The 25734-nt window shown below is 41.7% G+C and carries 28 protein-coding genes; 11 read left to right on the top strand and 17 right to left on the bottom strand.

Translation table 11 applies throughout. From position 1 onward, the window contains the following. Window positions 1-70: 70 nt before the first annotated feature. From glnA to AAGD16_RS00910, 5 genes are all read left to right on the top strand, one after another. Complete coding sequence (gene glnA, locus AAGD16_RS00930; protein WP_013463795.1) at window positions 71-1477, top strand: glutamate--ammonia ligase; 1407 nt, start codon at window positions 71-73, stop codon at window positions 1475-1477. Window positions 1478-1591: 114 nt separating this feature from the next. Beyond that, entirely contained in the window at window positions 1592-2113 is a 522-nt protein-coding gene (locus AAGD16_RS00925; RefSeq protein ID WP_377113065.1) for a DUF4124 domain-containing protein, read from the top strand. Window positions 2114-2193: 80 nt separating this feature from the next. Further along, on the top strand, window positions 2194-3264 hold the full coding sequence (glnL, locus tag AAGD16_RS00920) for a nitrogen regulation protein NR(II) (RefSeq protein WP_128583479.1): 1071 nt from the start codon (window positions 2194-2196) through the stop codon (window positions 3262-3264). 15 nt (window positions 3265-3279) lie between these two features. Beyond that, window positions 3280-4665: a nitrogen regulation protein NR(I) gene (ntrC, locus tag AAGD16_RS00915; protein WP_010391999.1), complete on the top strand. Its 1386-nt coding sequence runs from the start codon at window positions 3280-3282 to the stop codon at window positions 4663-4665. Window positions 4666-4696: 31 nt separating this feature from the next. Beyond that, complete coding sequence (locus tag AAGD16_RS00910; protein ID WP_013463792.1) at window positions 4697-5155, top strand: Crp/Fnr family transcriptional regulator; 459 nt, start codon at window positions 4697-4699, stop codon at window positions 5153-5155. Between the two features lies 1 nt (window position 5156). Here the strand turns inward: AAGD16_RS00910 and AAGD16_RS00905 are convergent, their stop codons facing one another. Together AAGD16_RS00905 and AAGD16_RS00900 are read right to left on the bottom strand one after the other, a co-directional pair. Next, window positions 5157-5822: a hypothetical protein gene (locus AAGD16_RS00905; protein ID WP_128583478.1), complete on the bottom strand. Its 666-nt coding sequence runs from the start codon at window positions 5820-5822 to the stop codon at window positions 5157-5159. Window positions 5823-5878: 56 nt separating this feature from the next. After that, window positions 5879-6157, bottom strand: coding sequence for a hypothetical protein (locus AAGD16_RS00900; RefSeq protein ID WP_013463790.1), 279 nt, complete (start codon window positions 6155-6157; stop codon window positions 5879-5881). A gap of 245 nt (window positions 6158-6402) precedes the next feature. On the opposite strand from AAGD16_RS00900, the gene AAGD16_RS00895 reads away from it, so the two are divergent. The 4 genes from AAGD16_RS00895 to AAGD16_RS00880 all read left to right on the top strand — a co-directional run bounded on the left by AAGD16_RS00895 (window position 6403) and on the right by AAGD16_RS00880 (window position 10651). Further along, a complete protein-coding gene (locus AAGD16_RS00895) occupies window positions 6403-6786 on the top strand; it encodes an RNA-binding S4 domain-containing protein (RefSeq protein WP_013463789.1) in 384 nt (127 codons plus the stop codon). Between the two features lie 96 nt (window positions 6787-6882). Further along, window positions 6883-7311: a hypothetical protein gene (locus AAGD16_RS00890; protein ID WP_128583477.1), complete on the top strand. Its 429-nt coding sequence runs from the start codon at window positions 6883-6885 to the stop codon at window positions 7309-7311. Between the two features lie 200 nt (window positions 7312-7511). After that, on the top strand, window positions 7512-10256 hold the full coding sequence (gene acnA, locus AAGD16_RS00885; protein WP_377113057.1) for an aconitate hydratase AcnA: 2745 nt from the start codon (window positions 7512-7514) through the stop codon (window positions 10254-10256). A 158-nt stretch (window positions 10257-10414) separates the two neighbouring features. After that, on the top strand, window positions 10415-10651 hold the full coding sequence (locus AAGD16_RS00880; protein WP_024601183.1) for a hypothetical protein: 237 nt from the start codon (window positions 10415-10417) through the stop codon (window positions 10649-10651). A gap of 10 nt (window positions 10652-10661) precedes the next feature. On the opposite strand, the gene AAGD16_RS00875 is transcribed toward AAGD16_RS00880, so the two are convergent. The 4 genes from AAGD16_RS00875 to AAGD16_RS00860 all read right to left on the bottom strand — a co-directional run bounded on the left by AAGD16_RS00875 (window position 10662) and on the right by AAGD16_RS00860 (window position 15686). Further along, on the bottom strand, window positions 10662-11192 hold the full coding sequence (locus tag AAGD16_RS00875; protein WP_013463785.1) for a DUF4124 domain-containing protein: 531 nt from the start codon (window positions 11190-11192) through the stop codon (window positions 10662-10664). A 136-nt stretch (window positions 11193-11328) separates the two neighbouring features. Continuing rightward, window positions 11329-12069 carry a phosphoadenylyl-sulfate reductase gene (locus AAGD16_RS00870; RefSeq protein WP_013463784.1) on the bottom strand — a complete coding sequence of 247 codons (741 nt, stop codon included), beginning with the start codon at window positions 12067-12069 and terminating at the stop codon, window positions 11329-11331. Window positions 12070-12111: 42 nt separating this feature from the next. After that, window positions 12112-13809 carry an assimilatory sulfite reductase (NADPH) hemoprotein subunit gene (cysI, locus tag AAGD16_RS00865; RefSeq protein ID WP_036955679.1) on the bottom strand — a complete coding sequence of 566 codons (1698 nt, stop codon included), beginning with the start codon at window positions 13807-13809 and terminating at the stop codon, window positions 12112-12114. A gap of 62 nt (window positions 13810-13871) precedes the next feature. Then, window positions 13872-15686 carry an assimilatory sulfite reductase (NADPH) flavoprotein subunit gene (locus tag AAGD16_RS00860; RefSeq protein WP_377113051.1) on the bottom strand — a complete coding sequence of 605 codons (1815 nt, stop codon included), beginning with the start codon at window positions 15684-15686 and terminating at the stop codon, window positions 13872-13874. 298 nt (window positions 15687-15984) lie between these two features. On the opposite strand from AAGD16_RS00860, the gene AAGD16_RS00855 reads away from it, so the two are divergent. After that, window positions 15985-17595: an endonuclease gene (locus AAGD16_RS00855; RefSeq protein ID WP_013463781.1), complete on the top strand. Its 1611-nt coding sequence runs from the start codon at window positions 15985-15987 to the stop codon at window positions 17593-17595. A gap of 297 nt (window positions 17596-17892) precedes the next feature. Here the strand turns inward: AAGD16_RS00855 and rpsQ are convergent, their stop codons facing one another. From rpsQ to rpsJ, 11 genes are read right to left on the bottom strand one after another with little or no spacing between them, the layout of a single operon-like run. Next, window positions 17893-18150 (bottom strand): 30S ribosomal protein S17, encoded by a 258-nt coding sequence (gene rpsQ, locus AAGD16_RS00850; protein ID WP_013463780.1) that lies wholly within the window; start codon window positions 18148-18150, stop codon window positions 17893-17895. After that, entirely contained in the window at window positions 18150-18341 is a 192-nt protein-coding gene (rpmC, locus tag AAGD16_RS00845) for a 50S ribosomal protein L29 (RefSeq protein WP_004588692.1), read from the bottom strand. The genes rpsQ and rpmC overlap by 1 nt, the downstream gene beginning before the upstream one ends. Further along, window positions 18341-18754, bottom strand: coding sequence for a 50S ribosomal protein L16 (gene rplP / locus AAGD16_RS00840; protein WP_008108352.1), 414 nt, complete (start codon window positions 18752-18754; stop codon window positions 18341-18343). Before rplP ends, rpmC begins: the two co-directional genes overlap by 1 nt. Before the next feature lie 12 nt (window positions 18755-18766). Beyond that, window positions 18767-19468 carry a 30S ribosomal protein S3 gene (gene rpsC / locus AAGD16_RS00835; RefSeq protein WP_008108350.1) on the bottom strand — a complete coding sequence of 234 codons (702 nt, stop codon included), beginning with the start codon at window positions 19466-19468 and terminating at the stop codon, window positions 18767-18769. A 12-nt stretch (window positions 19469-19480) separates the two neighbouring features. Next, window positions 19481-19813: a 50S ribosomal protein L22 gene (rplV, locus tag AAGD16_RS00830; RefSeq protein WP_004588690.1), complete on the bottom strand. Its 333-nt coding sequence runs from the start codon at window positions 19811-19813 to the stop codon at window positions 19481-19483. 13 nt (window positions 19814-19826) lie between these two features. Further along, the gene (gene rpsS, locus AAGD16_RS00825) at window positions 19827-20105 is read right to left on the bottom strand and encodes a 30S ribosomal protein S19 (RefSeq protein ID WP_004588689.1); all 279 of its coding nucleotides are present in this window, start codon (window positions 20103-20105) and stop codon (window positions 19827-19829) included. A gap of 15 nt (window positions 20106-20120) precedes the next feature. Beyond that, a complete protein-coding gene (gene rplB, locus AAGD16_RS00820; RefSeq protein ID WP_007376192.1) occupies window positions 20121-20945 on the bottom strand; it encodes a 50S ribosomal protein L2 in 825 nt (274 codons plus the stop codon). A gap of 17 nt (window positions 20946-20962) precedes the next feature. After that, on the bottom strand, window positions 20963-21265 hold the full coding sequence (gene rplW, locus AAGD16_RS00815; RefSeq protein WP_008108343.1) for a 50S ribosomal protein L23: 303 nt from the start codon (window positions 21263-21265) through the stop codon (window positions 20963-20965). Beyond that, window positions 21262-21867: a 50S ribosomal protein L4 gene (gene rplD / locus AAGD16_RS00810; protein WP_008108340.1), complete on the bottom strand. Its 606-nt coding sequence runs from the start codon at window positions 21865-21867 to the stop codon at window positions 21262-21264. Before rplD ends, rplW begins: the two co-directional genes overlap by 4 nt. Before the next feature lie 17 nt (window positions 21868-21884). Next, on the bottom strand, window positions 21885-22520 hold the full coding sequence (rplC, locus tag AAGD16_RS00805) for a 50S ribosomal protein L3 (RefSeq protein ID WP_008108338.1): 636 nt from the start codon (window positions 22518-22520) through the stop codon (window positions 21885-21887). A gap of 27 nt (window positions 22521-22547) precedes the next feature. Beyond that, window positions 22548-22859 carry a 30S ribosomal protein S10 gene (gene rpsJ, locus AAGD16_RS00800; RefSeq protein ID WP_002957900.1) on the bottom strand — a complete coding sequence of 104 codons (312 nt, stop codon included), beginning with the start codon at window positions 22857-22859 and terminating at the stop codon, window positions 22548-22550. 427 nt (window positions 22860-23286) lie between these two features. On the opposite strand from rpsJ, the gene plsB reads away from it, so the two are divergent. Then, a complete protein-coding gene (plsB, locus tag AAGD16_RS00795) occupies window positions 23287-25725 on the top strand; it encodes a glycerol-3-phosphate 1-O-acyltransferase PlsB (protein ID WP_024601283.1) in 2439 nt (812 codons plus the stop codon). The last annotated feature ends 9 nt before the right edge of the window (window positions 25726-25734 follow it).

Raw genomic sequence — 25734 nt, 5'->3', positions numbered from 1 at the left:
GCACAAAATCAGCTTGTAGATATTCAACGTATCTAAGCAGCAATAATAAAACCCAATAGTTGGAGGACACATGTCACAATCGGTTTTAGATTTTATTAAAGAAAATGACGTTAAGTTCATTGATTTACGCTTTACTGACACAAAAGGTAAAGAGCAACATGTTTCTATTCCTCATCATCAAGTTGATGAAGACTTTTTTGAAGATGGAAAGATGTTTGACGGTTCTTCAATTGCTGGCTGGAAAGGCATCAACGAATCAGACATGGTGTTACTACCAGATGCAGATTCAATTAAACTTGACCCTTTCACAGAAGAAACAACACTAATCGTTCGTTGTGACGTGGTTGAACCTTCTACATTACAAGGTTACGAACGCGACCCTCGCTCAGTTGCTAAGCGCGCTGAAGAGTACATGCGCTCTACGGGTATTGCTGACACTGTTTTATTTGGCCCAGAACCAGAGTTTTTCGTATTTGACGACGTTAAATACAAATCTGACATGTCTGGTTCAATGTACAAAATTGATTCTAAGCAAGCAGCTTGGAACTCAGATAAAGAATATGCAGATGGCAACACAGGCCATCGCCCAGGTGTTAAAGGCGGTTACTTCCCAGTTGCACCTGTTGATGATTTCCAAGATTGGCGTTCTGCAACGTGCCTAGTTTTAGAAGAAATGGGTCAAGTTGTTGAAGCGCATCACCACGAAGTGGCGACTGCCGGTCAAAACGAAATTGCAACGCGCTTTAACACTATGGTGTTAAAAGCCGATGAAATCCAAGAAATGAAATATGTTATCCACAACATGGCTCACCTTTACGGTAAAACGGCAACGTTTATGCCTAAGCCGGTTGTTGGTGATAACGGTTCTGGTATGCACTGTCACCAGTCTTTAGCAAAAGATGGCGTAAACTTATTCGCAGGTGATAAATACGGCGGACTTTCTGAAGATGCACTTTACTACATTGGCGGTATTATCAAACATGCTAAAGCGATCAACGCTTTTGCTAACGCGTCAACTAACTCGTACAAACGTTTAGTACCTGGTTTTGAAGCACCGGTAATGCTTGCATACTCGGCTCGTAACCGTTCTGCGTCAATCCGTATTCCAGTGGTTCCATCTGCAAAAGGTCGTCGTATCGAAGTACGCTTCCCAGATCCAACAGCTAACCCATACCTTGCTTTCTCTGCAATGCTTATGGCTGGCCTTGACGGAATTAAAAACAAGATCCACCCTGGCGATGCTATGGACAAGGACTTATACGACTTACCAGCTGAAGAAGCGGCAGAAATTCCAACAGTTGCTTCTTCATTAGATGAAGCATTAGCTGCGCTTGATTCAGACCGTGAATTCTTAAACCAAGGTGGTGTATTCACCAATGACCTAATCGATGCTTACATCGCACTTAAGTCAAAAGAAGTTGAAAAACTTAACATGACAACTCACCCAGTTGAGTTTGAAATGTACTACAGCTGTTAATTTATTAACCGATAAATAATGTGTGTTTTAAGCCCGCTTTGCGGGCTTTTTTTATGGTAAATTTAACGGTTCTACACTAAAGTGAAGTTAGTTTAAACAATGCAGGATAGCTGGATGGTAGGTAAGATTTTGTTGCTATTAATAGCTTTAATGTTAAGCCTTAATAGCCATGCGAGCGATAAAAAAATTTACGCATGGAAAGACAAAAATGGGGTGCTGGTTTTTTCAGATACTCCTCAGCCTGGCGCTAAAGAGGTTAAACTCACGAGCCAACATCTCAGCATGCCCGCTACAAACACCGATATTCTTGATACTGCTCCTACTAAAACAGCAGTAAAGTTTAGTATTAGTATTTCATCGCCTGAACCAAACCAAACTATCAGGGAAAACACCGGCTCTGTGTATGTCTCTACCCGTATTGCCCCTCGATTTGAAGCTGGATTTACTATTGGTTTATTTTTAGATGGCGTTGCCATTGGTGAACCTAGTGACACCACTACACTGGCGTTAAGAGATGTGGAGCGAGGCCAACACACACTGCAAGTTAAACTTTATAATAAACAAAATCAGGTAATTGCAACCAGTCCTGAAAGTGTATTTTTTATGCACCGTAAAGGCCTTAACATAGGTCGATAATTACAATTAAGTACGCGTGTTTAGCGTATATTTTCTAAAAACCTTGCCTACCTTCCCAGGCGCACTAAAATGGTGCAATGATGATTAATAAAACACATTTTAGCCCAGAGCTACTGAATATAATTTGGCAAAACCAAACCACCGCCCTGATGTTACTTGATGAAAGCTTTAAGCTTATTTACGCTAACACCAGTGCCAGTGAATTACTTGGCTTAGGCGAAAAACGTTTGCTAGGACAAGCATTCGACGATTTATTTAACTACCATTCTATCGACTTAAAACGCATTGCACAGTACTCGTTAGTTGATGGTGTAGACTGCCACCAGCACAGAGCTGACGTGGTGTTTATCGATTCTCGCCATGCAAAATTAGCGGTGAGTACTCGGCGAATAAAACATAACGACACCTATTATATTTTATTTGAATGTCGACAAACCGATGACGAAATAAAGCATGACCAAGTCTCAAATCAAATGCATCAATACCAAGCTGCGCGTAACTTAATTCGCGGTTTAGCTCATGAAATTAAAAACCCGCTGGGTGGAATTCGCGGGGCGGCGCAATTATTGCAGTACGAGGGTGATCAACAAGAAAGAGATCAATGTGCAGAACTGATAATTGAACAAGCCGATCGGTTGCGTGAATTAGTTGATAAACTCCTTGGGCCTAACCAACTACCGCAAAAATCGTATGGCAATATACATCAAACATTAGAGTCGGTTGTTAAACTCAGTACGTTAGATAACAACCGCAATATTCGGTTAGTTAAAGACTACGACCCGAGTATTCCTGATGTTTATATTGATCAGAGCAAGGTTCAACAAGTGGTGCTAAACATTGTGCGTAATGCACAACAGGCATTGGTAGATGGTGGCGAAATAAAAATAAAAACACGGATTAATTATCAGCATCGTCGTCCGGGAAAAGCCCCTAAAAAGGCATTACTTATTCAAGTAATGGATAACGGCCCAGGTATTGATGCTAATTTACGCGACACCTTATTTTACCCTATGACCACTAATAAAGAAGGTGGCTCGGGACTTGGATTATCTATAGCGCAAACCTTGATTGATCAACATGATGGCTATATCGAATGCGATAGTTGGCCAGGACATACTGAATTTAATATTTATCTGCCATTTACAGATTAATACTTTGGAGTTTGCATGAAAACAGCTTGGCTTGTAGATGATGATGCCTCAATTCGCTTTGTACTAGAAAAAGCACTGACTCGCGCAGGGTTTGAAGTAGAAAGCTTTGCAGATGCGCAAAACGTTCTTAATGCACTAAAATTTAGTCAACCCAGTGTGTTAATTTCAGATGTAAGAATGCCGGGGATGGACGGGATGGCGTTACTTGAGCTGATAGCTGAGCAAACCCCTGGCCTACCCGTTATTATTATGACCGCACACTCTGATTTAGACTCAGCGGTTAATGCTTTTCAAAAAGGTGCGTTTGAGTACTTAGCTAAACCGTTTGATTTAAATGAAGCCGTTGCGCTAGTGGAAAGCGCCTATCGTGCTAATTCGACCAAAAAAACCAAACGAAAAAGCGCGCCACCCAAAAGCGCTCATATTATTGGCGAAGCCCCTGCTATGCAGGAAGTGTTTCGTGCTATAGGTAAGCTGTCAGCATCCAGTATGAGCGTACTCATCAATGGTGAATCAGGTACCGGTAAAGAGTTGGTTGCCAGCGCCTTGCACAATCATAGCCCGCGTAAAGAAAATCAATTTATTGCTCTTAATATGGCCGCTATTCCTAAAGAGTTAGTTGAGTCTGAATTATTTGGCCATGAAAAAGGCGCTTTTACGGGGGCCGATAGCGTGCGTAAAGGGCGCTTTGAACAAGCCAATGGCGGTACCTTATTTTTGGATGAAATAGGTGATATGCCACTTGATGTACAAACCCGCTTGTTACGCGTATTAGCCGATGGCGAGTTTTACCGCGTTGGCGGCCATCAAAGTATAAAGGTGGATGTGCGCATTATTGCTGCCACTCACCAAAATTTAGAAGAGCTGGTAAAACAAGGTAAGTTTAGAGATGACTTATTTCATCGTTTAAACGTGGTTCGCTTACGCTTGCCGGCTCTACGCGAGCGCCCCGAAGACATAGAACGCTTAGCGCTACACTTTTTACATAAAAGTGCAAAAGACCTGCAAGTAGATAGTAAAGTACTTAGCCCTAAAGCGATTAAACAACTGTGTTTATTTAATTGGCCAGGAAATGTTCGCCAGCTTGAAAACACCTGTCGATGGTTAACCGTAATGGCACCTGGGGAGCTGATTGGTGAGCAAGATTTACCCCCTGAAATTATTGATAATGCCGCCGCAACTCAAGAAGGCGATTGGCTAGATTCATTTCAGCAATGGCTTAATCAAGAGTTTAAACAAGGTAAAGAAAATATTTGGCCGGATATTCAAGCCCAGCTGGAAACCCGCTTAATAAAAACAGCACTCGCTAATTGTTCAGGCCATAAGCAAGAAGCCGCGGTAAAAATTGGTTGGGGTCGCAATACGTTGACCCGTAAATTAAAAGAGCGCAATATTAGCTGATATTTTATAAGGCTAGCGCCCTAGGTTATTGATGAAGTTAATTGAAAACATCCCTTTGTTTAAGCAAATGGAAATTATAAATCGCTTAGAATTCTTTAAAGAGTTCACGCTTAATGAACGTCAAATTCTTTTAGAGTCGTTTGGATTATTATACTTAGTAAGTAAAAATCAGTTTTTATTTAAAGAGTTTGATAATGACAAGCGACTTTTTATTGTCCTCAGTGGCTCTTTGATGGTGTTTAAGCATAGTCACCTACTGGAACTGGGTAGTATAGAACCTGGTGAATTTATTGGTGAAGGCGCGTTTATTAATAACCGAGAGCGCAGCATTAATGCACGCGCCAAAGAAAATGCCATCGTACTGGCTATTACTGCCGACGCCCTTACCCGCCTGCCTAATGTTATACGCGAAAAAATTAAAGACCGTATTATTGAAGGAATGAGCCTGCGCATAGCTAAACTAAGCGAACATATAGAAACCCACGGTTAAATCAGTCCATATAAACAATTTGTAGTGAGCAATCAAGCCAACCGGGGGTGTTAACACTTGCGGTAAATGTGTAGGTATCTGACGGCTTGGCGCCAAAGGGGGTATTTACAAGCGGCTGCGAATGACTGTATGTTTGCGAATAGTCTTTATAATAAACAACAACATAACCATATAAATATTCCCAACTTAACCTCACGATTGCGCCACTTGGTAATGTAAACTCAACAGCTTCATTTGCAAATTTGACTGCTAAATCATTGTATTTATCTTCGCTGCAATGAGTTGTTCTCAGCTGTTTAGGCATAACAAAATTTCTATTGGCATCAGCATTTTTTAAATAAAAGCCTATATTGCCATCACCATAAAAATGATTTGAACGACTTGTATAATTAACTTGTGGCGCGTACCCTAACTCTTGCATTATAGCTGCAAGTTGCTCCGTCTCTTTGGGGTAAATTTTATCGCTTGAGAGTAGTAATGTGGCCTCACCAAAATCTGATGGGATTGCTAGTTCTACATATTCATAGGGAAGAGTTTGTGCATTTAGTGCAGCATCTAGCTGGTTGCGCTGTTCACCTTGCAAGTTTTCAATAAAAACATAAACAGTAGGTCGCTGGCACGCAGCTAATAAAAACACCAATATACATATTAAAATTCCATTTTTCATTATCACCCCCAAATGATTACAAGCGTAGTCTATAAGGGGGGATTTAAAATGGCAATTTAATTTATTTGGTTATTTAACCATGCATCAACACTCTGGCGATTATAAAGTACTTCATTAAATAAACGATGTCGTTCAAATACCAGCTCGCTTTGTTTGGTTTTAAGCCCGCTGACTAACTGACTATGGGTGTCATTAAACTTGGAGATAACTGAAAAACCACGTTCAGTGTCTTCTTGTACCTGCTGAGCCAAATGCTTTCTAACATCATCAGCAGTTAACATATCTGAATTGTCTAAGCCCATTAGCTCTTTTTTCATCGCTAATCTTATGCCCATGTTTTACTCCACTGTTTATATTCAATCTCTTTTTACGACAGATATTGGCAATAAGCGCGCCAATGTGTAATTTTTTTCACGCGAAGTGTAGCCTTGAATTACTTCAGTTTTTTTAAAGACAAATGAAAGAGGTAAAAAGTTTCATAAAAAATGCACAATCATCGCATCTAACAAACGCACTTTGATGCAAAATAACCAGCTAGCCTTTATACTACAGCTAATACCACCCCCCACAGAGAAACATGATGAACGAAGAATATATAGAAATTGAATTAGAAGAAGAGCCTATAGAGCTTTGTAAATTATTAAAAGTATTAGATCTAGTTGAAGGTGGTGGCCAAGCAAAAAATCTAATTAGCGGTGGCTATGTGGGTGTTAACCATGAAATTTGTACAATTAAACGGAAAAAATTATACAGTGGCGATGTTCTTACATTTGATGGCGAGTTGTTCCAACTGACGCTAAGTGAAGATGCAACTCCTGCAGAGCGTCCTGTTATTGATGAAACAGTTACAGCAGAAAAAGCCGCGCCCGTAGCAACAACAGAGCCGGCTAAAAATAAGCGCAAACGTACTAAAAAACCTAAAGTGGATGAAAAAACGGGTCGTCGTCCTATTTCGTTTGGCTAACATTCGCTTACGTCATATGTGTTATTAAAAGCCAGTTTGCATCACTGGCTTTTTTATTCTTTAATAGAATATCAATAATAAAAAATCGATGCTTACATGTCAGAAAACACTGCAAACCGCTGGATAAAACCCGTACTCATCACCGCCCTGTTATGGAATATATTAGGTGTTTTTGCATTTATCATGCAGCTATCATTAACACCCGAAATGGTAAGTAAACTCCCACAAGAACAACAGCTTGCTTATAACAACCAACCTCTATGGGCTACTTTAGCGTTTGCTATTGCAGTATTTGGCGGCGCATTAGGGTGCGTACTTTTATTATTCAAAAAATCACTAGCCGCATTAACATTAATAATCTCTTTGGCAGCGGTTTTAGCTCAGCAATACTATAATTTTATGATTATTAATAGCATCAGCTTGTTTGGCGTTAGCGCTATTTTTATGCCTATTGCAGTGACCTTAATTGCGATTGCATTGGTGTATTTAAGTTTCCACTTAAAACAACAGGACTACTTTAAATAACACTTTTTTGAGTTTAGTTTTGTGGCCAATTATTACTCAGAGCATCCCTTGAATTTTAACTTTTGGCCTTCATCTCTATTTATATAACAGTCAAAAAAATTACACTGCATGGTATTTTTTTATCATGGTACACAGTTTGCAAACTACTACAGAGCTCACTTTTTCAAGAATATCAATCTAATTTATTGAAGGGACAAATAATGAAAAATAGTTTCGACACCCAACAACAGCTTACTATCAATGGCGAGCAATACCATATTAACTCGCTCATGGGACTTGGCGATAAAGCCAAACGCCTGCCTTTTTCGTTAAAAATATTACTAGAAAATTTATTGCGTAATGAAGATGGTGTGAATATTAAAGAGCAAGATATTCAGGCACTACTGGATTGGGATCCAAAGGCTAAGCCCTCGGCCGAAGTAGCCTTCACCCCTGCCCGCGTAGTAATGCAAGATTTTACCGGTGTCCCTGCTATTGTTGACTTAGCCGCCATGCGTGATGCGATGGAAAAGCTTGGTGGCGATCCTGCAAAAATAAATCCGCTTTCTCCGGCTGAACTGGTGATCGATCACTCAGTACAAGTGGATGGTTACGGTAAAGATGGCTCATTCGACTTAAATTCAAAACTAGAATATGAACGTAATAAAGAGCGCTACGAGTTTTTACGTTGGGGTCAAACCGCATTTGATAATTTAAAAGTGGTGCCACCAGCCACAGGTATTGTCCATCAAGTAAATTTAGAATACTTAGCACGTGTAGTATTTAATGATACAAAAAACGGTAAATCGTTAGCCTATCCAGATACACTGGTTGGTACTGATTCTCACACAACCATGATCAACGGCCTAGGCGTACTCGGTTGGGGTGTAGGCGGTATTGAAGCCGAAGCCGCCATGCTTGGCCAACCTATTAGCTTGCTTATCCCACAGGTTGTGGGTGTTAAATTAAATGGTCGCTTACCTGAGGGCACTACAGCAACCGATTTAGTACTTACTGTTACTGAAATGCTGCGTAACCACGGTGTGGTAGGTAAGTTTGTTGAGTTTTATGGTGACGGGCTTGCCGACTTACCACTGGCCGACAGAGCGACTATTGCCAACATGGCACCGGAATATGGCGCAACCTGTGGTATTTTCCCTATTGATGATGAAACGATTAATTACTTACGATTAACTAATCGTGATGAAAAGCAGCTTAAACTGATTGAAGATTACGCAAAACATCAAGGTTTATGGCGTAATGATGGCGATGAAGCACATTATACCGATAAGCTAGAACTAACTTTAGATGATGTAGTACCAAGTCTTGCTGGCCCGAAACGTCCACAAGACAGAATCACACTGGATAAAGCCGGTGATGTTATTGGTCAACACTTAAAAGACTTCCAAGACGAACGTATGGCACGTCGAGATAAAAGCGATGAAGAGCAAGCGCGTATTGAAAGTGAAGGCCCTACTACCAATCCTGACGAACCCACTGATGAAGCGCAGTTTATGGGCGCAGCAAAAGTTAACTTTAATGGCCAAGAGTTTGAATTAAACGATGGCGCCTGCGTCATTGCTGCAATCACAAGCTGTACTAATACCTCTAATCCAAGCGTAATTTTAGCGGCAGGATTAGTGGCTCAAAAAGCACGTCAATTAGGTATTAATGTAAAACCTTGGGTTAAAACGTCTTTAGCACCAGGTTCGCAGGTGGTTACCGATTACCTTGAAAAAGCAGGGTTAATGAATGATCTTGATGCGCTTGGTTTTAACTTAGTTGGTTATGGCTGTACCACCTGTATCGGTAACTCAGGCCCATTAGCGGATGAAATTTCAGAAGCTATTCAAAAACATAAACTAATTGTAAGCTCTATTTTGTCGGGTAACCGTAACTTTGAAGGGCGTATTCACCAAGACGTTAAAATGAACTTCCTCGCGTCGCCACCACTTGTAGTAGCTTATGCTATAGCAGGTAGAACCGATATTGATGTATACAACGAACCACTTGCGCAAAATAAGCATGGTAACGATATATACCTTAAAAATATTTGGCCAAGCGTTAAAGAAGTGAGTGAGCTTGTAAAAAATACGGTAACTAAAGAAATGTTCGAAAAAAGCTACGCCAATGTTTACGATGGCGACAGTCGCTGGCAAAAAATTCAAATACCTGATGGTAAGCTTTACGATTGGGATGCTGCCTCGACTTATATCAAAAAAGCGCCATTCTTTGATGGTATGAGTGTTGAACCACCGGGGATCCCAAAAATAGAAGGTGCGCGCTGTCTAGCTAAACTAGGAGATTCAGTGACTACCGATCATATTTCACCAGCAGGTGCGATTAAAGCGGAGGCACCCGCAGGACTTTATCTACAAGAAAATGGGGTAGAAAAAGCACAGTTTAATTCTTATGGTTCTCGCCGTGGTAATCACGAAGTAATGATGCGTGGTACGTTTGCTAATGTGCGCCTTAAAAACTTACTCGCCCCTGGTACTGAGGGCGGTGTAACCCGCACTCAACCTGACGATAAGCTAGAGAGTATTTATGATGCGGCAATGGCATATCAAGAGAGTGGAACACCATTAGTGGTTCTAGCAGGTAAAGAATATGGTACCGGCTCCTCACGAGATTGGGCTGCAAAAGGTTCATTACTACTCGGTATTAAAGCTGTGATAGCACAAAGCTATGAGCGTATTCACCGCTCGAACCTGATTGGTATGGGCGTATTACCTTTACAATTTAAAGAGGGTGAAAGCCATGAATCATTGGGCTTAACGGGGCAAGAACAATTTGATATTCAAGGTTTATACGACAAAACCGACGAAGTCAGTGTCATTGCCACTAACAGTGAAGGTAAACAAGTTAGTTTTAGTGCCGATGTGCGTATTGATACCCCTAAAGAGTGGGATTACTACAAACATGGCGGGATTTTGCAGTACGTATTACGCAATATGCTCGACTAACTAGCCATTAAACAAGGTAGCTTAAAAGCCTAGCTCAGCAATGAGCTGGGCTTTTTTACATTCGCTATAGAAGTAAATATTGATACACCCTTGCGCTAAATCAATGTTGCTCTATCAAGATACCATACACTAAGAAGACACGCTGCGCAGAGGTCGCCATGTCTTCAATAGTAATGATAAGACTACTTAAAACATCTATTTTGCTTGGGTTATGCCTGATTGTGACAGGCCATGTATTAATTGTATCGAGCTACTTTACCAGCCAGTACGGTATTAAAGGCATTATTACTGCAGCAGCGTGCATTGCAATTGGTGTGTTTTTATCACTGCCAACTAAAATTTATTTAACCATATTATTAATGGAAGCAGAAAAGCGCTACTTGAAATCGCAGTAACCACCTAGGGCTAAAAGCCGCTGAAACTTTCGACTTCTTTACTGCGTTGCTCAATTCTCTTTTTGGCTTTTTCAGCATCTTCAAACAACTTATTAATTGACTCACTGTTGTATATTTCAGGCGCTCGCTGAGGAAAAGGTTTTGCAGCAGATTTAGCACTGCCACTTAATATAGCTGTATCTTCGGCTACCACAACATTAATATCTGCAGGGTCAAGGTGCACTTCAATACTCTTGCCATTTTTATTTGGCACATCGGAGAAATGCCACTGCCCTTGCTCATCTTGCCACTTATAAATTTTACTTTGAGAGTCAGATGCTAACGGTGACGATGTGATTTTATCTCCTACTTTTTTAAGCTCAAGTGTGAGCTGTTCGAATGTATTAGATGAAAGCGCTACCACTTTATCTTTAATAGAAAAAGATTCATTTTTAATCAATGAGCTGGTTAGCCAAGGTTGCCCATTTGGCTTTTTAAGATAAAACAAAGAGATAAGAGCAATGACCATTACTGATATTGCTAAGTAGGTAAAGTATTTCATAGCGTTCCTGCTGTAAATTTAATCCTTTATTATCATTAATATAATAAAAAAACAGCAGTCAGGCAATTATTTTCCACAAAATAAAAACGCAGCTTTAGCTGCGTTTTTAAATTTATAGCTTTGAATAATAAGGTAATTAAATTCCATCACCATCAATATGCAAGCCACACTCACGGTTCAGCCCAAAAAAGCGGGTTTCTTCTTCGCTCATTCCTGGCTCTAATTTACGCGTAGTGTGTACATCACCCATAGACACATAACCTTGCTCCCATAATGGGTGGTATGGCAGATCATGTTTAGTGAGGTATTGGTACACATCACGATTATTCCACTCAATAATAGGGTACACTTTTACTGTACCCCGGCTTATTTCTAAAACTTGTTTTTCAGCACGGCTCGACGATTGATCTCGACGCAAGCCACTAAACCAAGTGCTCGCGTTAAGCTCTTTTAAAGCACGCGTCATTGGCTCTACTTTATTGAGCTGGTTGTATTGCTTAATACCTTCTTCACCAAGCTCCCATAGTTTTCCAAATTTAGCCTCTTGCCAAGCAGGGCTCAACTGCGCTTTATACACTTTTAAATTAAGTGATAAACGCTCGCTCATCTGATCGATAAACTGATAGGTCTCTGGAAATAGATAACCCGTGTCTGTTAGTACAACTGGTATATCGGGGCGCTGTGATGTCATTAAATGCAACATTACCGCTGCTTGAATACCAAAACTCGATGATAAAAACGCGGTGTCAGGCAAGTGCTCTAGCGCCCATGCAACGCGCTGCTCAGCACTCATGTTAGCCAGCAAACCGTTCGCATCAGCTAACATAGCCTGTTGGCTTTGCTTATCTAGCTGTAATATGTTTTTAAATTCACTCATGGTCAATTTTAAACCTCACCAGCGCGGTGCGCTGCTTTTAAATTATGCGTAAAAATCGGTAACAGATACTTTTACTTCTGCAACAATACCCTTGCGAATAACAAAATCACCAAAGCATTCGCCTTCATTGCGCTCACTAACCCATTGCCCAATCAGCTTATCAAATGCCTCTAGGTAAACTTCTTCGCCCACATTTTCAAGATAAAGCTTAGGGATACGCGTACCCTCCGTATTCCCGCCAAGGTAAACGTTGTACTTACCTGGGCCTTTACCTACTAATCCAGCTTCAGCTAGCATGGCACGACCACAGCCGTTAGGGCAACCAACCACACGCATAATAATGCTGTCATTAGGTACTCCATGCTTGGCCAATAAGCCTTCTATTTTTTCAATTAAACTCGGTAAGTAACGCTCGGCTTCGGCCATCGCTAAAGGACAAGTCGGCAGTGATACACACGCCATTGAGTTTTTACGTTGCTCAGTGTCTTTGTCATCAATCAAACCGTGTTCACGCGCTATTTTTTCAATGATTGCTTTTTGACCTGCAGGTACACCGGCAATAATTAAGTTTTGATTGGCGGTCATGCGAAAATCACCTTGATGAATTTCTGCAATCTTACGACACCCTGTTTTCAGTGGCTTATTGGGGTAATCTAAAATACGACCACTTTGGATAAAGAGCGTTAAGTGATGTTTACCGTCAATGCCTTCAACCCAACCAATACGATCCCCTCGATGAGTAAACTCATAAGGGCGGCTTGGTGCAAAGCTCACGCCTGCACGTTTTTCAACTTCTGCTTTAAATACATCAGACCCAACACGGTCAAGTGTGTATTTAGTTTTTGCATTTTTACGATTTGAGCGGTTACCCCAATCACGCTGAACAGATACCACGTGCTCAGCAATTTTTAACGTATCTTCTAGGCTAATAAAGCCAAAGTCGTCCGCTTTACGCGGGTAGGTTGCTGTATCGCCATGGGTCATGGCAAGGCCACCCCCTACTAGCACGTTAAAACCAACTAATTTACCGTTATCAGCAATCGCCACAAAGTTTAAATCGTTAGCATGTACGTCCACCTCATTATTAGGTGGTATCGTCACTGTGGTTTTAAACTTACGCGGTAAATAAGTTGAGCCTAAAATTGGCTCTTCTGTAGTTTCAGATTTTTCACCATTGAGCCAAATTTCAGCGTATGCCTTCGTTTTAGGTAATAAGTGTTCAGAAATTTTTGCTGCCCACTCGTAGGCCTCTTGATGTAACTCAGACTCAACCGGATTGGTAGTACATAACACATTACGGTTAACATCACCGGCGGTTGCAATAGAATCAATACCCACGCTATTAAGTAGCTGGTGCATACCTTTAATTTCAGGTTTTAATACACCATGGAACTGAAATGTTTGGCGCGTAGTTAAACGAATACTGCCATAGCTGGTTTTCTCCCCAGCAAACTTATCAATTGCTAACCATTGCTCGGGCTTAATAATACCGCCAGGCATACGTGCACGCAGCATGACATTATGTAGTGGTTCTAGCTTTTGCTTAGCACGCTCGGGACGAATATCGCGGTCATCTTGCTGGTACATGCCATGAAAACGAATTAACTGGAAATTATCGGCAGTAAAACCACCGGTAATTTCATCTTTTAAATCTTGCGCTATAGTGCCGCGTAAAAAGTTACTTTCTCTTTTTAAACGTTCGTTATCAGAAAGCTTTACGGTTTTATCTTGTTCGCTCATTTTAAATCCTAAATTTGTTACAGTGACGGCTGTTAGCTTTTAATAAAATAAACAACGTGCACTTAATACACGTCTTTCTGATAGCGATTTGCGCTACGCAAATCTTTTAAGTATTGATCGGCCTCTTCATTACTTTTGCCGGTATTTTCTGTGATGATATCAATTAAGGCATTGTGTACATCTTTGGCCATACGGTTTGCATCGCCACACACATAAAAATGAGCACCCGCTTCTAGCCAGTCAAACACTTCTTTTGAGTTTTTACGTAACTTGTCTTGCACGTAAACTTTTTCTGCTTGGTCACGGCTAAACGCCACATCTACTTTACTCAATAAGCCTGATTTTAAGTAACCTTGAATTTCTACTTGGTATAAAAAGTCTTGGGTAAAGTGTGGGTTACCAAAGAATAACCAGTTTTTACCCGTAGCCTCTCGCGCATCACGCTCTTGTAAAAAGGCACGGAACGGTGCAATACCTGTACCTGGCCCTACCATGATGATCGGTGTGTCATCATTTACTGGTAAGCGGAAGTTGTCGTTATGTTCAGTAAATACTTTTACTTTACAGCCTTCTTGCGCACGGCGTGCTAAATAGCCTGAACAGCCACCTAAATGCTCTGTGCCAAACACTTCAAACTCAACCAATGCAATAGTTAAATGCACTTCGTCCTCAACCTCGCTTTGGCTAGAAGCAATTGAATATAAACGCGCTTGCAATTTACGTAGGCAATCAACCAGTGTTTGTGCTTCTAATTTAGCTGGGTTTTGTGCAACCACATCAAAAATTTGGCGAGGCTCAATATATTCACGCATTGCGGCTTTATCTTCCACAAGCTTAAGAAGTTCAGGCGTGCCTGTAGCCGTGGCATATTTTTCGACAAAACCAGGGTACGATTGTGTCAGCTCTAGTTTTTCAATTAAGGCATCACGCACGCTAAGTTCTTCATCGCCAAGTTTAACGCGGCTAGTTGGATCAATTTGCGTTTGCGCTAGTAGCTCATCTACACGGGCTTCATCATTTAAAAAGTAAATGCCTAACGAGTCACCCGGCGTATAGGTAATGTCAGAGCCTTCAAGTGAAATTTCAACATGGCGTACATCTTTGGTTGAGTCACGACCGGTAATTTTTTGCACTAAGCTTAGCTCTGCCGCAAACGGGTTTTGCTTAGTGTATTGGCTAGCCGCTGTCGTGGGCGTGCCAAATGGCATTGATACAACTTGGCCGCCTGTGGCATCTTGCTGAGCTTTTAAATCTGGTTCAAACGCATTTAACGCGCCCTCAATCCAAGTGGCGGCTTCATCATCGTAATCAACGTCTAGGTCGGCACGTTGATAAATAACCTCTGCACCGAGTTTAGTTAAACGCTCTTCAAAGTCTTTAGCGGTTTGACAGAAAAATTCATAGCTAGAATCACCTAAACCTAATACCGCGACTTTAACGCCATCAAGCTTTGGCGCTTTTTTGGTAATTAAAAATTCGTACAGTGTTTCGGCATCTTCAGGTGGCTCACCTTCACCATAAGTTGATACAACAACGGTTAAAAACTTTTCTTTTTTCAATGCGGTTGGCTTGTAATCTGACATGCTAACCAGCTTTGCAGCTAACCCACGAGATTCAGCTTGCTCTTTAAGCTTAGTCGCCACCGCTTTAGCGTTACCTGTTTGTGAACCATACAAAATAGTAAGTACTGCTGCCTCAGAGGTTGCTGGTGTACCTGCAATTGGCGCACCTAGCGCTGCTGAATTAGCATTAGCAGCCAAATAGCCGCTAACCCACGCTTGCTGAATTGGATTAAGCTCAGCCACTAAACCTTGTAGCTTTTGTACTTGCTCTTGCGAAAGCGGACTTGCTAGCGCATTGAGTTGACCTAACAACATGAATTTTTCCTCATAACCCTGAACGTTAAACACAATGCTTGTTCACATTGTTTAAAATGAGTGCCACCTCATTCAGAAGGTTCTGTTGAGGTTAATTGAGTATGCAGGATAGCCGTCTAAGCATAGATAAAAAAAGAATAGAATCTGCTTTGATATTCCATTTAGTTATTAATCTAGTTAAAAACCAGTGAAATTAACCTAAAGGGTTTTTATTGCCTTTTATGAAATTCTAATTTAACAATTTTGTAACCTTTATGATCTAATGTATATTGCTTAAAACTATAAAATAGGAACACCTATGTTACACGGCATATATAAAAACAAATTACTTTTGAGCGCGTTGTTATTGAGCTCTTTGCCTGCGATGGCTAATGTGGTTAATGGCAACTTTGAACAATGGACAGGCAACACCCCACAAGCATGGACGGTGATTGATAGCGGTATTAACGTATCTGCCAACAGCGCAGTCGTGAGTACAGGCTTACAAGCAGCAGCGATTAGCGTAAATACTGGCACACAAAGTAACACTGACTTTTTACAGCAAGTCGCGGTGGAAATGGGTGAAACTTATGAATTTTCAGTGGATGTGTATCATACCGAAGGTCATCTTAAGGCCCGTTTGTTCATAGATGGTTATAAAGGCTATTCAAATCCAGCACAAACCAATCAATGGCAAACCATAACTTACAGCTATACCGCTGATAGTAGTAAAACGATTGATGTCGGTTTACGCTTTTACGATACAAGCGGCTTTGATGGTAGTGAGTTAGTTTATGTTGATAACTTCTTACCTAATAATGACAGCAGTGATTCTCCAAGCTGCGCAGATAACAGCCTTACTTTTAACCTAACTACAGATAACTACGGCGAAGAAACCAGTTGGCAAATAACACACAACCAAGCTGGTATGGTTGCAAGCGGCAGTGGTTATGCCGCAAATACTCAATACACCGAACAATTATGTTTAACCAATGGCGACTATACATTTACTATTAACGACAGCTACGGCGATGGTATTTGTTGCTCATTTGGCAGTGGCAGCTACGCCTTGAATAATGAAGCCAATTTGCTTGCCAGTGGATCAAGCTTTCAAGCAAGTGAGTCTACCGCATTCTCATTAGGTGCTACCCAGCCAACACCGACGCCAACAGGCTACTATGTTACAACTCAAGGCTTAACTGGCTACACGCTAAAAACTGAGCTTTATAACATTATTAATAACCATAACGCTCAAGGGTATTCTGCTATTTGGAGTTTTTACGACGCATCAGCACGCGATAAATACTTTGAAAATGATAATAGTATTTTAGATATGTACAGTGAAAAGCCAAATGGAGTTGATAGCTACACTTATACTGCTGTAAGCGATCAGTGCGGTACCTACAATAGCGAAGCCGATTGTTATAACCGTGAACATTCATTTCCTAAAAGCTGGTTTGGCGGCACCATAGAACCAATGAACTCTGATGTTCATCATATTTACGCCACTGACGGCTATGTAAATTCAAAGCGTAGCAACTTCCCGTTCGGTGAAGTGGCCAGCGCTACGTTTACTTCAACCAATGGCAGTCAATTAGGTTCTGCAAGTAGTGCGATTAATTACACTGGTACTGTATTTGAGCCTATTGATGAATTTAAAGGTGACTTTGCTCGTGCTTATTTTTACATGGCTACACGCTACCAAAACGTAATCGGCTCTTGGCAAAATAACACCACGGCTAGTAATGCCGTACTTAACGGCTCTAGTAACCAAGTATTTGAAAATTGGGTCGTGGCTATGTTATTAAAATGGCATAACAACGACCCCGTTAGCCAAATGGAATTAGACCGCAATCAAGCAGCGTTTGAATTTCAGGGAAATCGTAACCCGTATATCGACCACCCTGAATTTGTAGAAATGATTTGGTAAAAGGGCTCCGGGCTTCGGGCTTCGGGCTTCGGGCTTCGGGCTTCGGGCTTCGGGCTTCGGGCTTCGGGCTTCGGGCTTCGCAGAAAAGCATATGCCTTTGCACTTGCAAAGGCTTTTCTTACGCCTATTTTATAATAATATTTTATTGCACTTAGGTTCGTAACACTCAACCCAAACTACGGCGCTATAATTTACTTCTGCCAGCTAAAGGCTGAAAGCTTACCGCTAAAAACTGCTCTAAACGTAAAAAGCCCCAGCTAATGCCGGGGCTTTTCATAAAACAGACTTAATTAAAAATTAAGCTTGTTTTGGACGTTCAACAACATCTACCAAAGTCCAAGATTTGTTCTTAGAGATTGGAGCGCATTCACGGATAGTAACTACGTCACCCGCTTTTGCAGTGTTATTTTCGTCATGTACGTGTAACTTAGTCGTACGTTTGATGAATTTCCCATAGATTGGGTGCTTCACGTAACGTGCGATAGCAACAGTGAAAGATTTTTCCATCTTGTCGCTGATTACACGGCCTTGAAGAGTACGAATTTTATCGCTCATTATTGACCTGCCTTCTGGTTAATAATTGTTTTTACACGCGCGATATCGCGACGTACTGTTCTTAGCGTGTGTGTCTGAGCTAACTGACCAGTGCTTGCTTGCATGCGCAGGTTAAACTGCTCACGAAGAAGACCTAGAAGTTCAGCATTTAGCTCTTCTACGCTTTTATCTTTTAGTTCGCTTGCTTTCATCACATTACCGTCCGAGTTACGAAAGTTGTTTTGAATGGCAGTTTACGAGCAGCAAGGTTAAACGCTTCACGAGCAAGCTCTTCTGAAACACCTTCCATTTCGTAAAGTACTTTACCAGGCTGAATTTCAGCAACCCAATATTCAACAGAACCTTTACCTTTACCCATACGAACTTCAAGAGGTTTTTCTGTGATCGGCTTGTCAGGGAAGACACGGATCCAGATTTTACCTTGACGTTTCACGTGACGCGTCATAGCACGACGAGCTGCTTCGATTTGACGAGCAGTCATGCGGCCACGACCAGTAGCTTTCAAACCGAAAGTACCGAAGCTTACTTTGTTACCGTTTTGCGCTAGACCACGGTTGCGGCCTTTATGCATTTTACGGAATTTTGTACGTTTTGGCTGTAACATTACTCGCTACCTCTACTTAGCACTTTTTTTGGCTTTCTTTGGTGCGCGTTTAGCTGGCTTCTCTTGCTCTTGTACTAGTGGTAAACCACCAATAACTTCGCCTTTGAAGATCCAAACTTTAACACCAATGATACCGTAAGTGGTTAAGGCTTCAGAAGTTGCGTAGTCGATATCAGCACGAAGAGTATGTAGAGGTACACGACCTTCACGATACCATTCTGAACGTGCGATTTCTGCGCCGCCAAGACGACCGCTAACTTCAACTTTAATCCCTTTAGAACCGATGCGCATTGCATTTTGTACCGAACGCTTCATAGCGCGACGGAACATAACACGACGCTCTAGCTGAGAGGCAATGCCGTCTGCTACTAGTTGTGCATCTAGTTCTGGTTTACGTACTTCAGAAATATTAATCTGAGCAGGTACACCAGCGATTTTAGTTACCGCTTGACGTAATTTTTCTACGTCTTCGCCTTTTTTACCGATAACAACACCCGGACGAGCCGTGTGAATAGTTACTCGGATAGATTTTGCTGGACGCTCAATAACGATTTTAGACACAGAAGCCGCTTTTAATTCCTTAGTAAGGAATGTACGTACTTTGTGATCGCCAAAAAGCTGTGCAGAGAAATCTTTTGAATTCGCGTACCAGGTAGAAACCCAAGGTTTAGATATACCTAGGCGAATACCAGTAGGATGAACTTTTTGTCCCATTACTTATATCTCCTAGCTATCTGAAACCACAACAGTGATGTGGCTTGTACGCTTAAGGATGCGGTCTGCGCGTCCTTTAGCACGTGGCATAATACGTTTCATTGTTGGACCATCGTCCACAAAAATCGTTGTTACACGTAGCTCATCAATGTCAGCACCTTCGTTATGCTCTGCGTTAGCAATAGCAGACTCAAGTACTTTCTTAACTAATACAGCCGCTTTTTTCGGGCTGTACGCCAGGATTTCTAGTGCGCGATCGACAGGTAACCCGCGGATCTGATCTGCAACTAGACGTGCTTTTTGCGCCGAACCAGAGGCGAATTTATGTTTAGCTAATGCTTGCATTTATCTTCCCCTCTTAACGTTTCTTCGCTTTCTTATCCGCAGCATGGCCACGGTAAGTGCGAGTTGGTGCAAATTCACCTAGTTTGTGACCGATCATTTCGTCAGAAACGAAAACTGGTACATGCTGGCGACCATTATGGACAGCAATGGTCAATCCGATCATGTTAGGTATGATCATTGAACGACGGCTCCAAGTTTTAATTGGCTTCTTTTCACCGCTTTCCAAAGCTTTCTCTACCTTCTTCAGCAAGTGTAGGTCTATAAAAGGACCCTTCTTGAGAGAGCGTGGCATGGCTATTCCTCAATATTACTTAGTACGACGACGTACTATAAATTTATCCGTACGCTTGTTCTTACGCGTCTTAGCACCTTTAGTCGGCTTACCCCATGGAGACACAGGATGACGACCACCAGATGTACGACCTTCACCACCACCGTGTGGGTGATCAACCGGGTTCATGGCAACACCACGAACTGTCGGACGAATACCACGCCAGCGATTTGCACCTGCTTTACCAAGTGAACGAAGCATATGCTCAGCATTGCCTACTTCACCTAGTGTCGCACGACAATCAGATTCAACTTTACGAACTTCGCCTGAACGAAGACGTAATGTTACATATTGACCATCACGTGCAAGGATTTGAACGTATGCACCAGCAGAACGTGCAATTTGAGCACCTTTACCTGGTTTAAGTTCTACGTTGTGAACAGTCGAACCTACAGGCATATTACGCATTGGTAATGCATTACCAGGTTTGATTGGTGCATCAACACCAGACTGGATTGCATCGCCAGCTTTTAAGCCTTTTGGTGCGATAATGTAACGACGCTCACCGTCTGCATATAATACAAGAGCGATGTTTGCGCTACGATTTGGATCATATTCTAAACGCTCAACAGTGGCTGGAATGCCATCTTTAGTACGTTTAAAATCGATTAAACGGTAATGCTGCTTATGACCACCACCGATATGACGAACCGTAATACGACCATTGTTATTACGACCACCTGATTTAGAGTTTTTCTCTAATAGTGGTGCGTAAGGTTTACCCTTATGTAAATCTGGGTTAACCACTTTAACTAGGTGACGACGACCCGCAGAAGTTGGCTTACACTTTTGAAGTGCCATAATTCTAACTCCCCTTATTACTCGGCGCCGCCGACAAAGTCCAGCTCGCTACCTTCTTTAAGAGTAACGTAAGCTTTCTTCCAGTCGCTACGACGACCGAAACGCATGCCAGTACGTTTTGTTTTACCCTTAACGTTAAGTGTGCGAACACCAGTTACTTCTACTTCAAAAAGCTTCTCAACTGCCGCTTTAACTTCAGCTTTAGTTGCGTCATTTGCTACTTTGAAAACAATCGTGTTGTTTTCTTCAGCAGCGATTGTGCTTTTTTCAGAGATGTGTGGAGCAAGGATCACTTTTAAAAGACGTTCTTCACGGATCATGCTAGCGCCTCCTCAAGTTGCTTAACAGCAGCAGCTGTAATTAGTACCTTGTCGAAAGCAATTAAGCTTACAGGATCGATACCAGCTACATCACGTGTGTCAACCTTGTACAGGTTACGTGCCGATAAGAAAAGATTTTCATCTACTTCTTCAGTCACGATAAGAACATCTTTAAGCTCAAGTTCTTTAAGCTTAGCAACTAGTTCTTTAGTTTTTGGTGCTTCAAGACCAAAACTCTCAACAACGATTAAACGCTCTTGACGAACTAATTCAGATAAGATGCTTTTGATCGCACCGCGGTACATTTTACGGTTTACTTTTTGGCTGTGGTCTTGTGGTTTAGCTGCGAAGCTAACGCCACCTGAACGCCAAATTGGACTACGGATTGTACCAGCACGTGCACGGCCAGTACCTTTTTGAGCCCATGGTTTTTTACCACCACCGCTTACTTCAGAACGTGTCTTCTGAGCACGAGTACCTTGACGAGCACCTGCTGCGTATGCAACAACTACTTGGTGTACTAATGCTTCGTTAAACTCACGTCCAAAAGTAGCTTCAGAAACTTCAAGAGCGCCAGAAGCGTCTTTAATTGCTAATTCCATCACTAAATCTCCAGGACTTATGCTTTAACAGCTGGTTTAACGATAACGTCACCGCCGATAGCGCCAGGTACTGCACCTTTAACTAAAAGCAGGTTACGCTCAGCGTCAACGCGAACTAGTTCAAGGTTCTGAGTTGTTACTTGCTCATTACCCATTTGACCGGCCATTTTCTTACCTTTAAACACCTTACCAGGTGATTGGTTTTGACCGATTGAACCAGGAGCACGGTGAGATAGAGAGTTACCATGTGTAGCGTCTTGCATGCTGAAATTCCAGCGCTTAACACCACCTTGGAAACCTTTACCTTTAGAAGTACCGGTTACGTCAACTTTGTTGATTTCGTTGAATAATTCAACCGTAAGCTCTGCGCCTACTTCAAAATCGCCTTCACCACCATTTAGGCGGAATTCCCACAGACCGCGACCCGCTTCAACACCAGCTTTAGCGAAGTGACCCGCTGTTGCTTTGTTTACACGGCTTGCTTTTTTAGTGCCTGCGGTTACTTGAAGCGCGTTATAACCGTCTGTTGCGTCAGATTTGATCTGAGCAATGCGGTTAGGAGTCGCTTCAATAACTGTCACAGGGATAGATACACCATCTTCAGTGAAGATACGTGTCATACCCACTTTACGACCGACTAGACCTAATGCCATTTTCCTAAAACCTCTCTAATCTTCCGATTAACCCAGGCTGATTTGAACATCAACACCAGCAGCAAGGTCTAAACGCATAAGTGCGTCTACAGTCTTGTCAGTTGGTTCTACGATGTCGATCAGACGTTTATGGGTGCGGATCTCGTACTGATCACGCGCGTCTTTATTAACGTGCGGTGATGTAAGTACAGTAAAACGTTCAAAGCGTGTAGGTAGTGGAATTGGACCACGTACTTGTGCGCCAGTGCGTTTCGCAGTTTCCACGATTTCCGCCGTTGATTGGTCAATCAAACGGTGGTCAAAAGCTTTTAGGCGAATACGAATGCGTTGATTTGACATTCTTAAACCTCAATATAAAGAGCATTTAAAGAGCATAAAAAAACGACCGAAACAATCTTAATAATTAAGATGCCGGTTGTTAGATTATATCTACGTTGAGTTCCAAATCGGAACTCCTGTTTATTAGCTTGAAATCCAAGCTTAATTTATTCTTTCTTGTTCCCGAGGGAATTTTGAAAGCCTGCGTATTATAATGATGCTGGTGATAAATGCAACAACTATTTAGACATAATTGCTTTGCAATTGTCGTTTAAAAAATAGCTAAGTTTATTAATAGTGAACGTAATGGAAGTGATGATGTCACTATAATGTCATAGCTTGTCGATTAATCTGCAGAGGATTTTTTAGATAATATGTTATCCTATGCGCTAATTTTGCTGTTATATACCCATATTGATTTGGGTAACTACTCTCTTATGGTGAGTCAATGCGTATTTTAAATTATGGTTTAAATCTTATCTCTGGTGGTATTAGCCGCTTGTTTGTTAAAAGCAAAGTACTGCCTGAGAAGCCGTTAGAGCAATTTGAGTTAAACCCTAAAAACCCGACCTTTTATATAGTGCGTTTAAATTCACGCTTTGATTTAGCGGCACTCGCGCGCGTATGTAAACGAAATGGCTTGCCCGACCCTACCGAGCAGCAAGTGTTAGGTGACCAAGCGTTAGATCGTTTTATTGGCATTAAAAACCCACCACCGTTATTTGGTAATAAAGAAAAGCCTACCAACGCATTAGATCAGGGCAAGCAAATCATTGAACACTTATTAAATAGTGGCCAAAAAAATGTGCAGGTTGTGCCTGTGACTATTTTATGGGGCAGAGCGCCGGGTAAAGAGAAGCCAGGACTGAGTACTTTACTTTCGCACTCACTTACGCCCAGCTGGTTTAGAAAAATATTTGTTGTACTTTTTTCAGGTAGAGACAACTTTATTCGTTTTAGCCAACCACTTGATTTATCACTACTGGTGAACGAAAAAGCCGATGTAAATGAACTTCCTCATAAACTACTTCGCGTAGCTAGAGTACACTTTAAGCGCCAGAAGCTGGCTGCCACAGGGCCTAAAATCCCATCTCGTGATCAGTTATTTAGCTCACTACTGGCATCCCCAACGATAAAAAAAGCGATTCAAACTGAAGCGTCTGAAAAAAATATTAGCCAAGCCCAAGCGCGACAAAACGCATTAAAGCTTCTTGATGAAATTGCTGCTAATTACAGCGACGCCACCATTCGCGTTGCCGATCGCATATTAACCTGGCTTTGGAACAAGCTGTATAATGGGATTGATATAAAGTACACCGAGCAAATCCATGACCTAACCAACAAGGGCCATGAAATAATCTACATGCCGTGTCATCGTAGCCATATGGATTACTTGCTACTGACCTACTCTATTTACCATCAAGGGCTTGTTCCACCGCATATTGCAGCGGGTATTAACTTAAACTTTTTCCCAGCCGGTGGCATATTCCGCCGCAGTGGCGCGTTTTTTATTCGCCGCTCGTTTGCTGGTAACAAACTTTACTCAGCGGTATTTAAAGAATACTTAAGCCAGTTATTTATCAAAGGTTACTCGGTAAAGTTTTATACCGAGGGTGGGCGCAGCAGAACGGGACGTTTACTACCCCCTAAAACCGGCATGCTCGCAATGACAATGCAAGCCATGTTGCGCGGTATAGACAGACCTATATCTATTGTGCCGGTATATATTGGTTACGAGCACGTCATGGAAATCAATACCTACTTAAAAGAACTTGCGGGTAATGATAAAAAAGGCGAGTCGATATTAGGTATTTTTAAAGCGATTAAGAATTTAAAAAACTATGGTCGTGGTTATTTAAACTTTGGCGACCCTATTTCTATCAATCAGTATTTAAATGATAACCAGCCTGACTGGCGTGAATCAATTCATGCAACCGATGTGCAAAAACCACAATGGTTAGGGCCGCAGGTGGCTAACCTTGCTGATCAGGTTATGGTTAAAATTAACAATGCCGCCGCACTTAACTCAGTTAACTTACTGGCGATGATACTGCTGGTAAACGATAAGCAGGCATTGAGTAAGCCAAAGCTGTTAGCTCAGCTTGAGTTTTACTTACGATTGCAACGTGAAGCCAGCTATAGCAGTAAAATAACCGCACCCGATGAAACACCAGAGCAGCTACTTGAACATGCCTTAAAGCTTAATAAGTTTGATGTGATCAGTGATGAGTTTGGCGAAATAATTGCGATAAGCGATAAAGAAAAAACCTTATTCAACTACTACCGTAATAACATTTTACATATTTTTGCGGTGCCTAGTTTAGTGGCGCTGCATTTATTTAAGCAACATCAAAGCACCGTAACTCAGTGCCATCAGCTGGTGAAATCTTTTTATCCATTGTTTGCTAAAGAGTGGTACTTGCAAGAGTTAGATGAGAGCTACGTTACTCGTATTTTAACTAACTTTAGTGATCAAGGCTTAATTGCGCTTGATGGTGATAACATTAAAGTGACTCAAAATAACGATAGCTTTGCCAAACTCGAAATGCTCGGTCGTGCATTGAGCTTTACTTTGCAACGTTATGCGATTGTGATTGGCTTTATTCAAACCAGCCAAGGGATTGAAAAAGCAGAGCTTGAACGTGAAAGCTATGTGCTGGCGCAGCGCTTGGGTACGTTACATGGCATTAAAACGCCGGAGTTTTTTGACAAAAAGGTACTCAGTAGCTTTATTTCAAACCTACGCGAACAAAAGCTAATTAGTGAGTCAGATAATGGCTTACAAGGCAGTCCAGCGTTGTGCGAGACTTACAAACAACTACAAACGCTATTACCGGCACGTATTTGGCAGTCAATAACAGATATTGTGCACGCTCAATGCAAGTAAAATAAAGCC

This window comes from Pseudoalteromonas sp. M58 (assembly GCF_042604605.1).
GTDB classification, from domain to species: Bacteria; Pseudomonadota; Gammaproteobacteria; order Enterobacterales; family Alteromonadaceae; genus Pseudoalteromonas; species Pseudoalteromonas tetraodonis.
Note: the sequence above shows the minus strand (reverse complement) of the source record. Positions and strands in the feature narration are given on the sequence as shown.

What these genes read in the sequence shown, in the direction of transcription:
- AAGD16_RS00860 (WP_377113051.1), bottom strand. Translation starts at nt 15,686, where the DNA reads ATGTTGTTAGGTCAACTCAATGCGCTAGCAAGTCCGCTTTCGCAAGAG.
- rplC (WP_008108338.1), bottom strand. Translation starts at nt 22,520, where the DNA reads ATGGCATTAGGTCTAGTCGGTCGTAAAGTGGGTATGACACGTATCTTC.
- AAGD16_RS00895 (WP_013463789.1), top strand. Translation starts at nt 6,403, where the DNA reads ATGAACGAAGAATATATAGAAATTGAATTAGAAGAAGAGCCTATAGAG.
- AAGD16_RS00900 (WP_013463790.1), bottom strand. Translation starts at nt 6,157, where the DNA reads ATGGGCATAAGATTAGCGATGAAAAAAGAGCTAATGGGCTTAGACAAT.
- rpmC (WP_004588692.1), bottom strand. Translation starts at nt 18,341, where the DNA reads ATGAAAGCAAGCGAACTAAAAGATAAAAGCGTAGAAGAGCTAAATGCT.
- rplB (WP_007376192.1), bottom strand. Translation starts at nt 20,945, where the DNA reads ATGGCACTTCAAAAGTGTAAGCCAACTTCTGCGGGTCGTCGTCACCTA.
- AAGD16_RS00875 (WP_013463785.1), bottom strand. Translation starts at nt 11,192, where the DNA reads ATGAAATACTTTACCTACTTAGCAATATCAGTAATGGTCATTGCTCTT.
- AAGD16_RS00890 (WP_128583477.1), top strand. Translation starts at nt 6,883, where the DNA reads ATGTCAGAAAACACTGCAAACCGCTGGATAAAACCCGTACTCATCACC.
- AAGD16_RS00880 (WP_024601183.1), top strand. Translation starts at nt 10,415, where the DNA reads ATGTCTTCAATAGTAATGATAAGACTACTTAAAACATCTATTTTGCTT.
- rplP (WP_008108352.1), bottom strand. Translation starts at nt 18,754, where the DNA reads ATGTTACAGCCAAAACGTACAAAATTCCGTAAAATGCATAAAGGCCGC.
- cysI (WP_036955679.1), bottom strand. Translation starts at nt 13,809, where the DNA reads ATGAGCGAACAAGATAAAACCGTAAAGCTTTCTGATAACGAACGTTTA.
- rplW (WP_008108343.1), bottom strand. Translation starts at nt 21,265, where the DNA reads ATGATCCGTGAAGAACGTCTTTTAAAAGTGATCCTTGCTCCACACATC.
- rplV (WP_004588690.1), bottom strand. Translation starts at nt 19,813, where the DNA reads ATGCAAGCATTAGCTAAACATAAATTCGCCTCTGGTTCGGCGCAAAAA.
- plsB (WP_024601283.1), top strand. Translation starts at nt 23,287, where the DNA reads ATGCGTATTTTAAATTATGGTTTAAATCTTATCTCTGGTGGTATTAGC.
- acnA (WP_377113057.1), top strand. Translation starts at nt 7,512, where the DNA reads ATGAAAAATAGTTTCGACACCCAACAACAGCTTACTATCAATGGCGAG.
- rpsQ (WP_013463780.1), bottom strand. Translation starts at nt 18,150, where the DNA reads ATGAGCGATAAAATTCGTACTCTTCAAGGCCGTGTAATCAGCGACAAG.
- rpsS (WP_004588689.1), bottom strand. Translation starts at nt 20,105, where the DNA reads ATGCCACGCTCTCTCAAGAAGGGTCCTTTTATAGACCTACACTTGCTG.
- AAGD16_RS00910 (WP_013463792.1), top strand. Translation starts at nt 4,697, where the DNA reads ATGAAGTTAATTGAAAACATCCCTTTGTTTAAGCAAATGGAAATTATA.
- glnA (WP_013463795.1), top strand. Translation starts at nt 71, where the DNA reads ATGTCACAATCGGTTTTAGATTTTATTAAAGAAAATGACGTTAAGTTC.
- AAGD16_RS00855 (WP_013463781.1), top strand. Translation starts at nt 15,985, where the DNA reads ATGTTACACGGCATATATAAAAACAAATTACTTTTGAGCGCGTTGTTA.
- AAGD16_RS00925 (WP_377113065.1), top strand. Translation starts at nt 1,592, where the DNA reads ATGGTAGGTAAGATTTTGTTGCTATTAATAGCTTTAATGTTAAGCCTT.
- rpsC (WP_008108350.1), bottom strand. Translation starts at nt 19,468, where the DNA reads ATGGGACAAAAAGTTCATCCTACTGGTATTCGCCTAGGTATATCTAAA.
- AAGD16_RS00905 (WP_128583478.1), bottom strand. Translation starts at nt 5,822, where the DNA reads ATGAAAAATGGAATTTTAATATGTATATTGGTGTTTTTATTAGCTGCG.
- glnL (WP_128583479.1), top strand. Translation starts at nt 2,194, where the DNA reads ATGATTAATAAAACACATTTTAGCCCAGAGCTACTGAATATAATTTGG.
- AAGD16_RS00870 (WP_013463784.1), bottom strand. Translation starts at nt 12,069, where the DNA reads ATGAGTGAATTTAAAAACATATTACAGCTAGATAAGCAAAGCCAACAG.
- ntrC (WP_010391999.1), top strand. Translation starts at nt 3,280, where the DNA reads ATGAAAACAGCTTGGCTTGTAGATGATGATGCCTCAATTCGCTTTGTA.
- rplD (WP_008108340.1), bottom strand. Translation starts at nt 21,867, where the DNA reads ATGGAATTAGCAATTAAAGACGCTTCTGGCGCTCTTGAAGTTTCTGAA.
- rpsJ (WP_002957900.1), bottom strand. Translation starts at nt 22,859, where the DNA reads ATGTCAAATCAACGCATTCGTATTCGCCTAAAAGCTTTTGACCACCGT.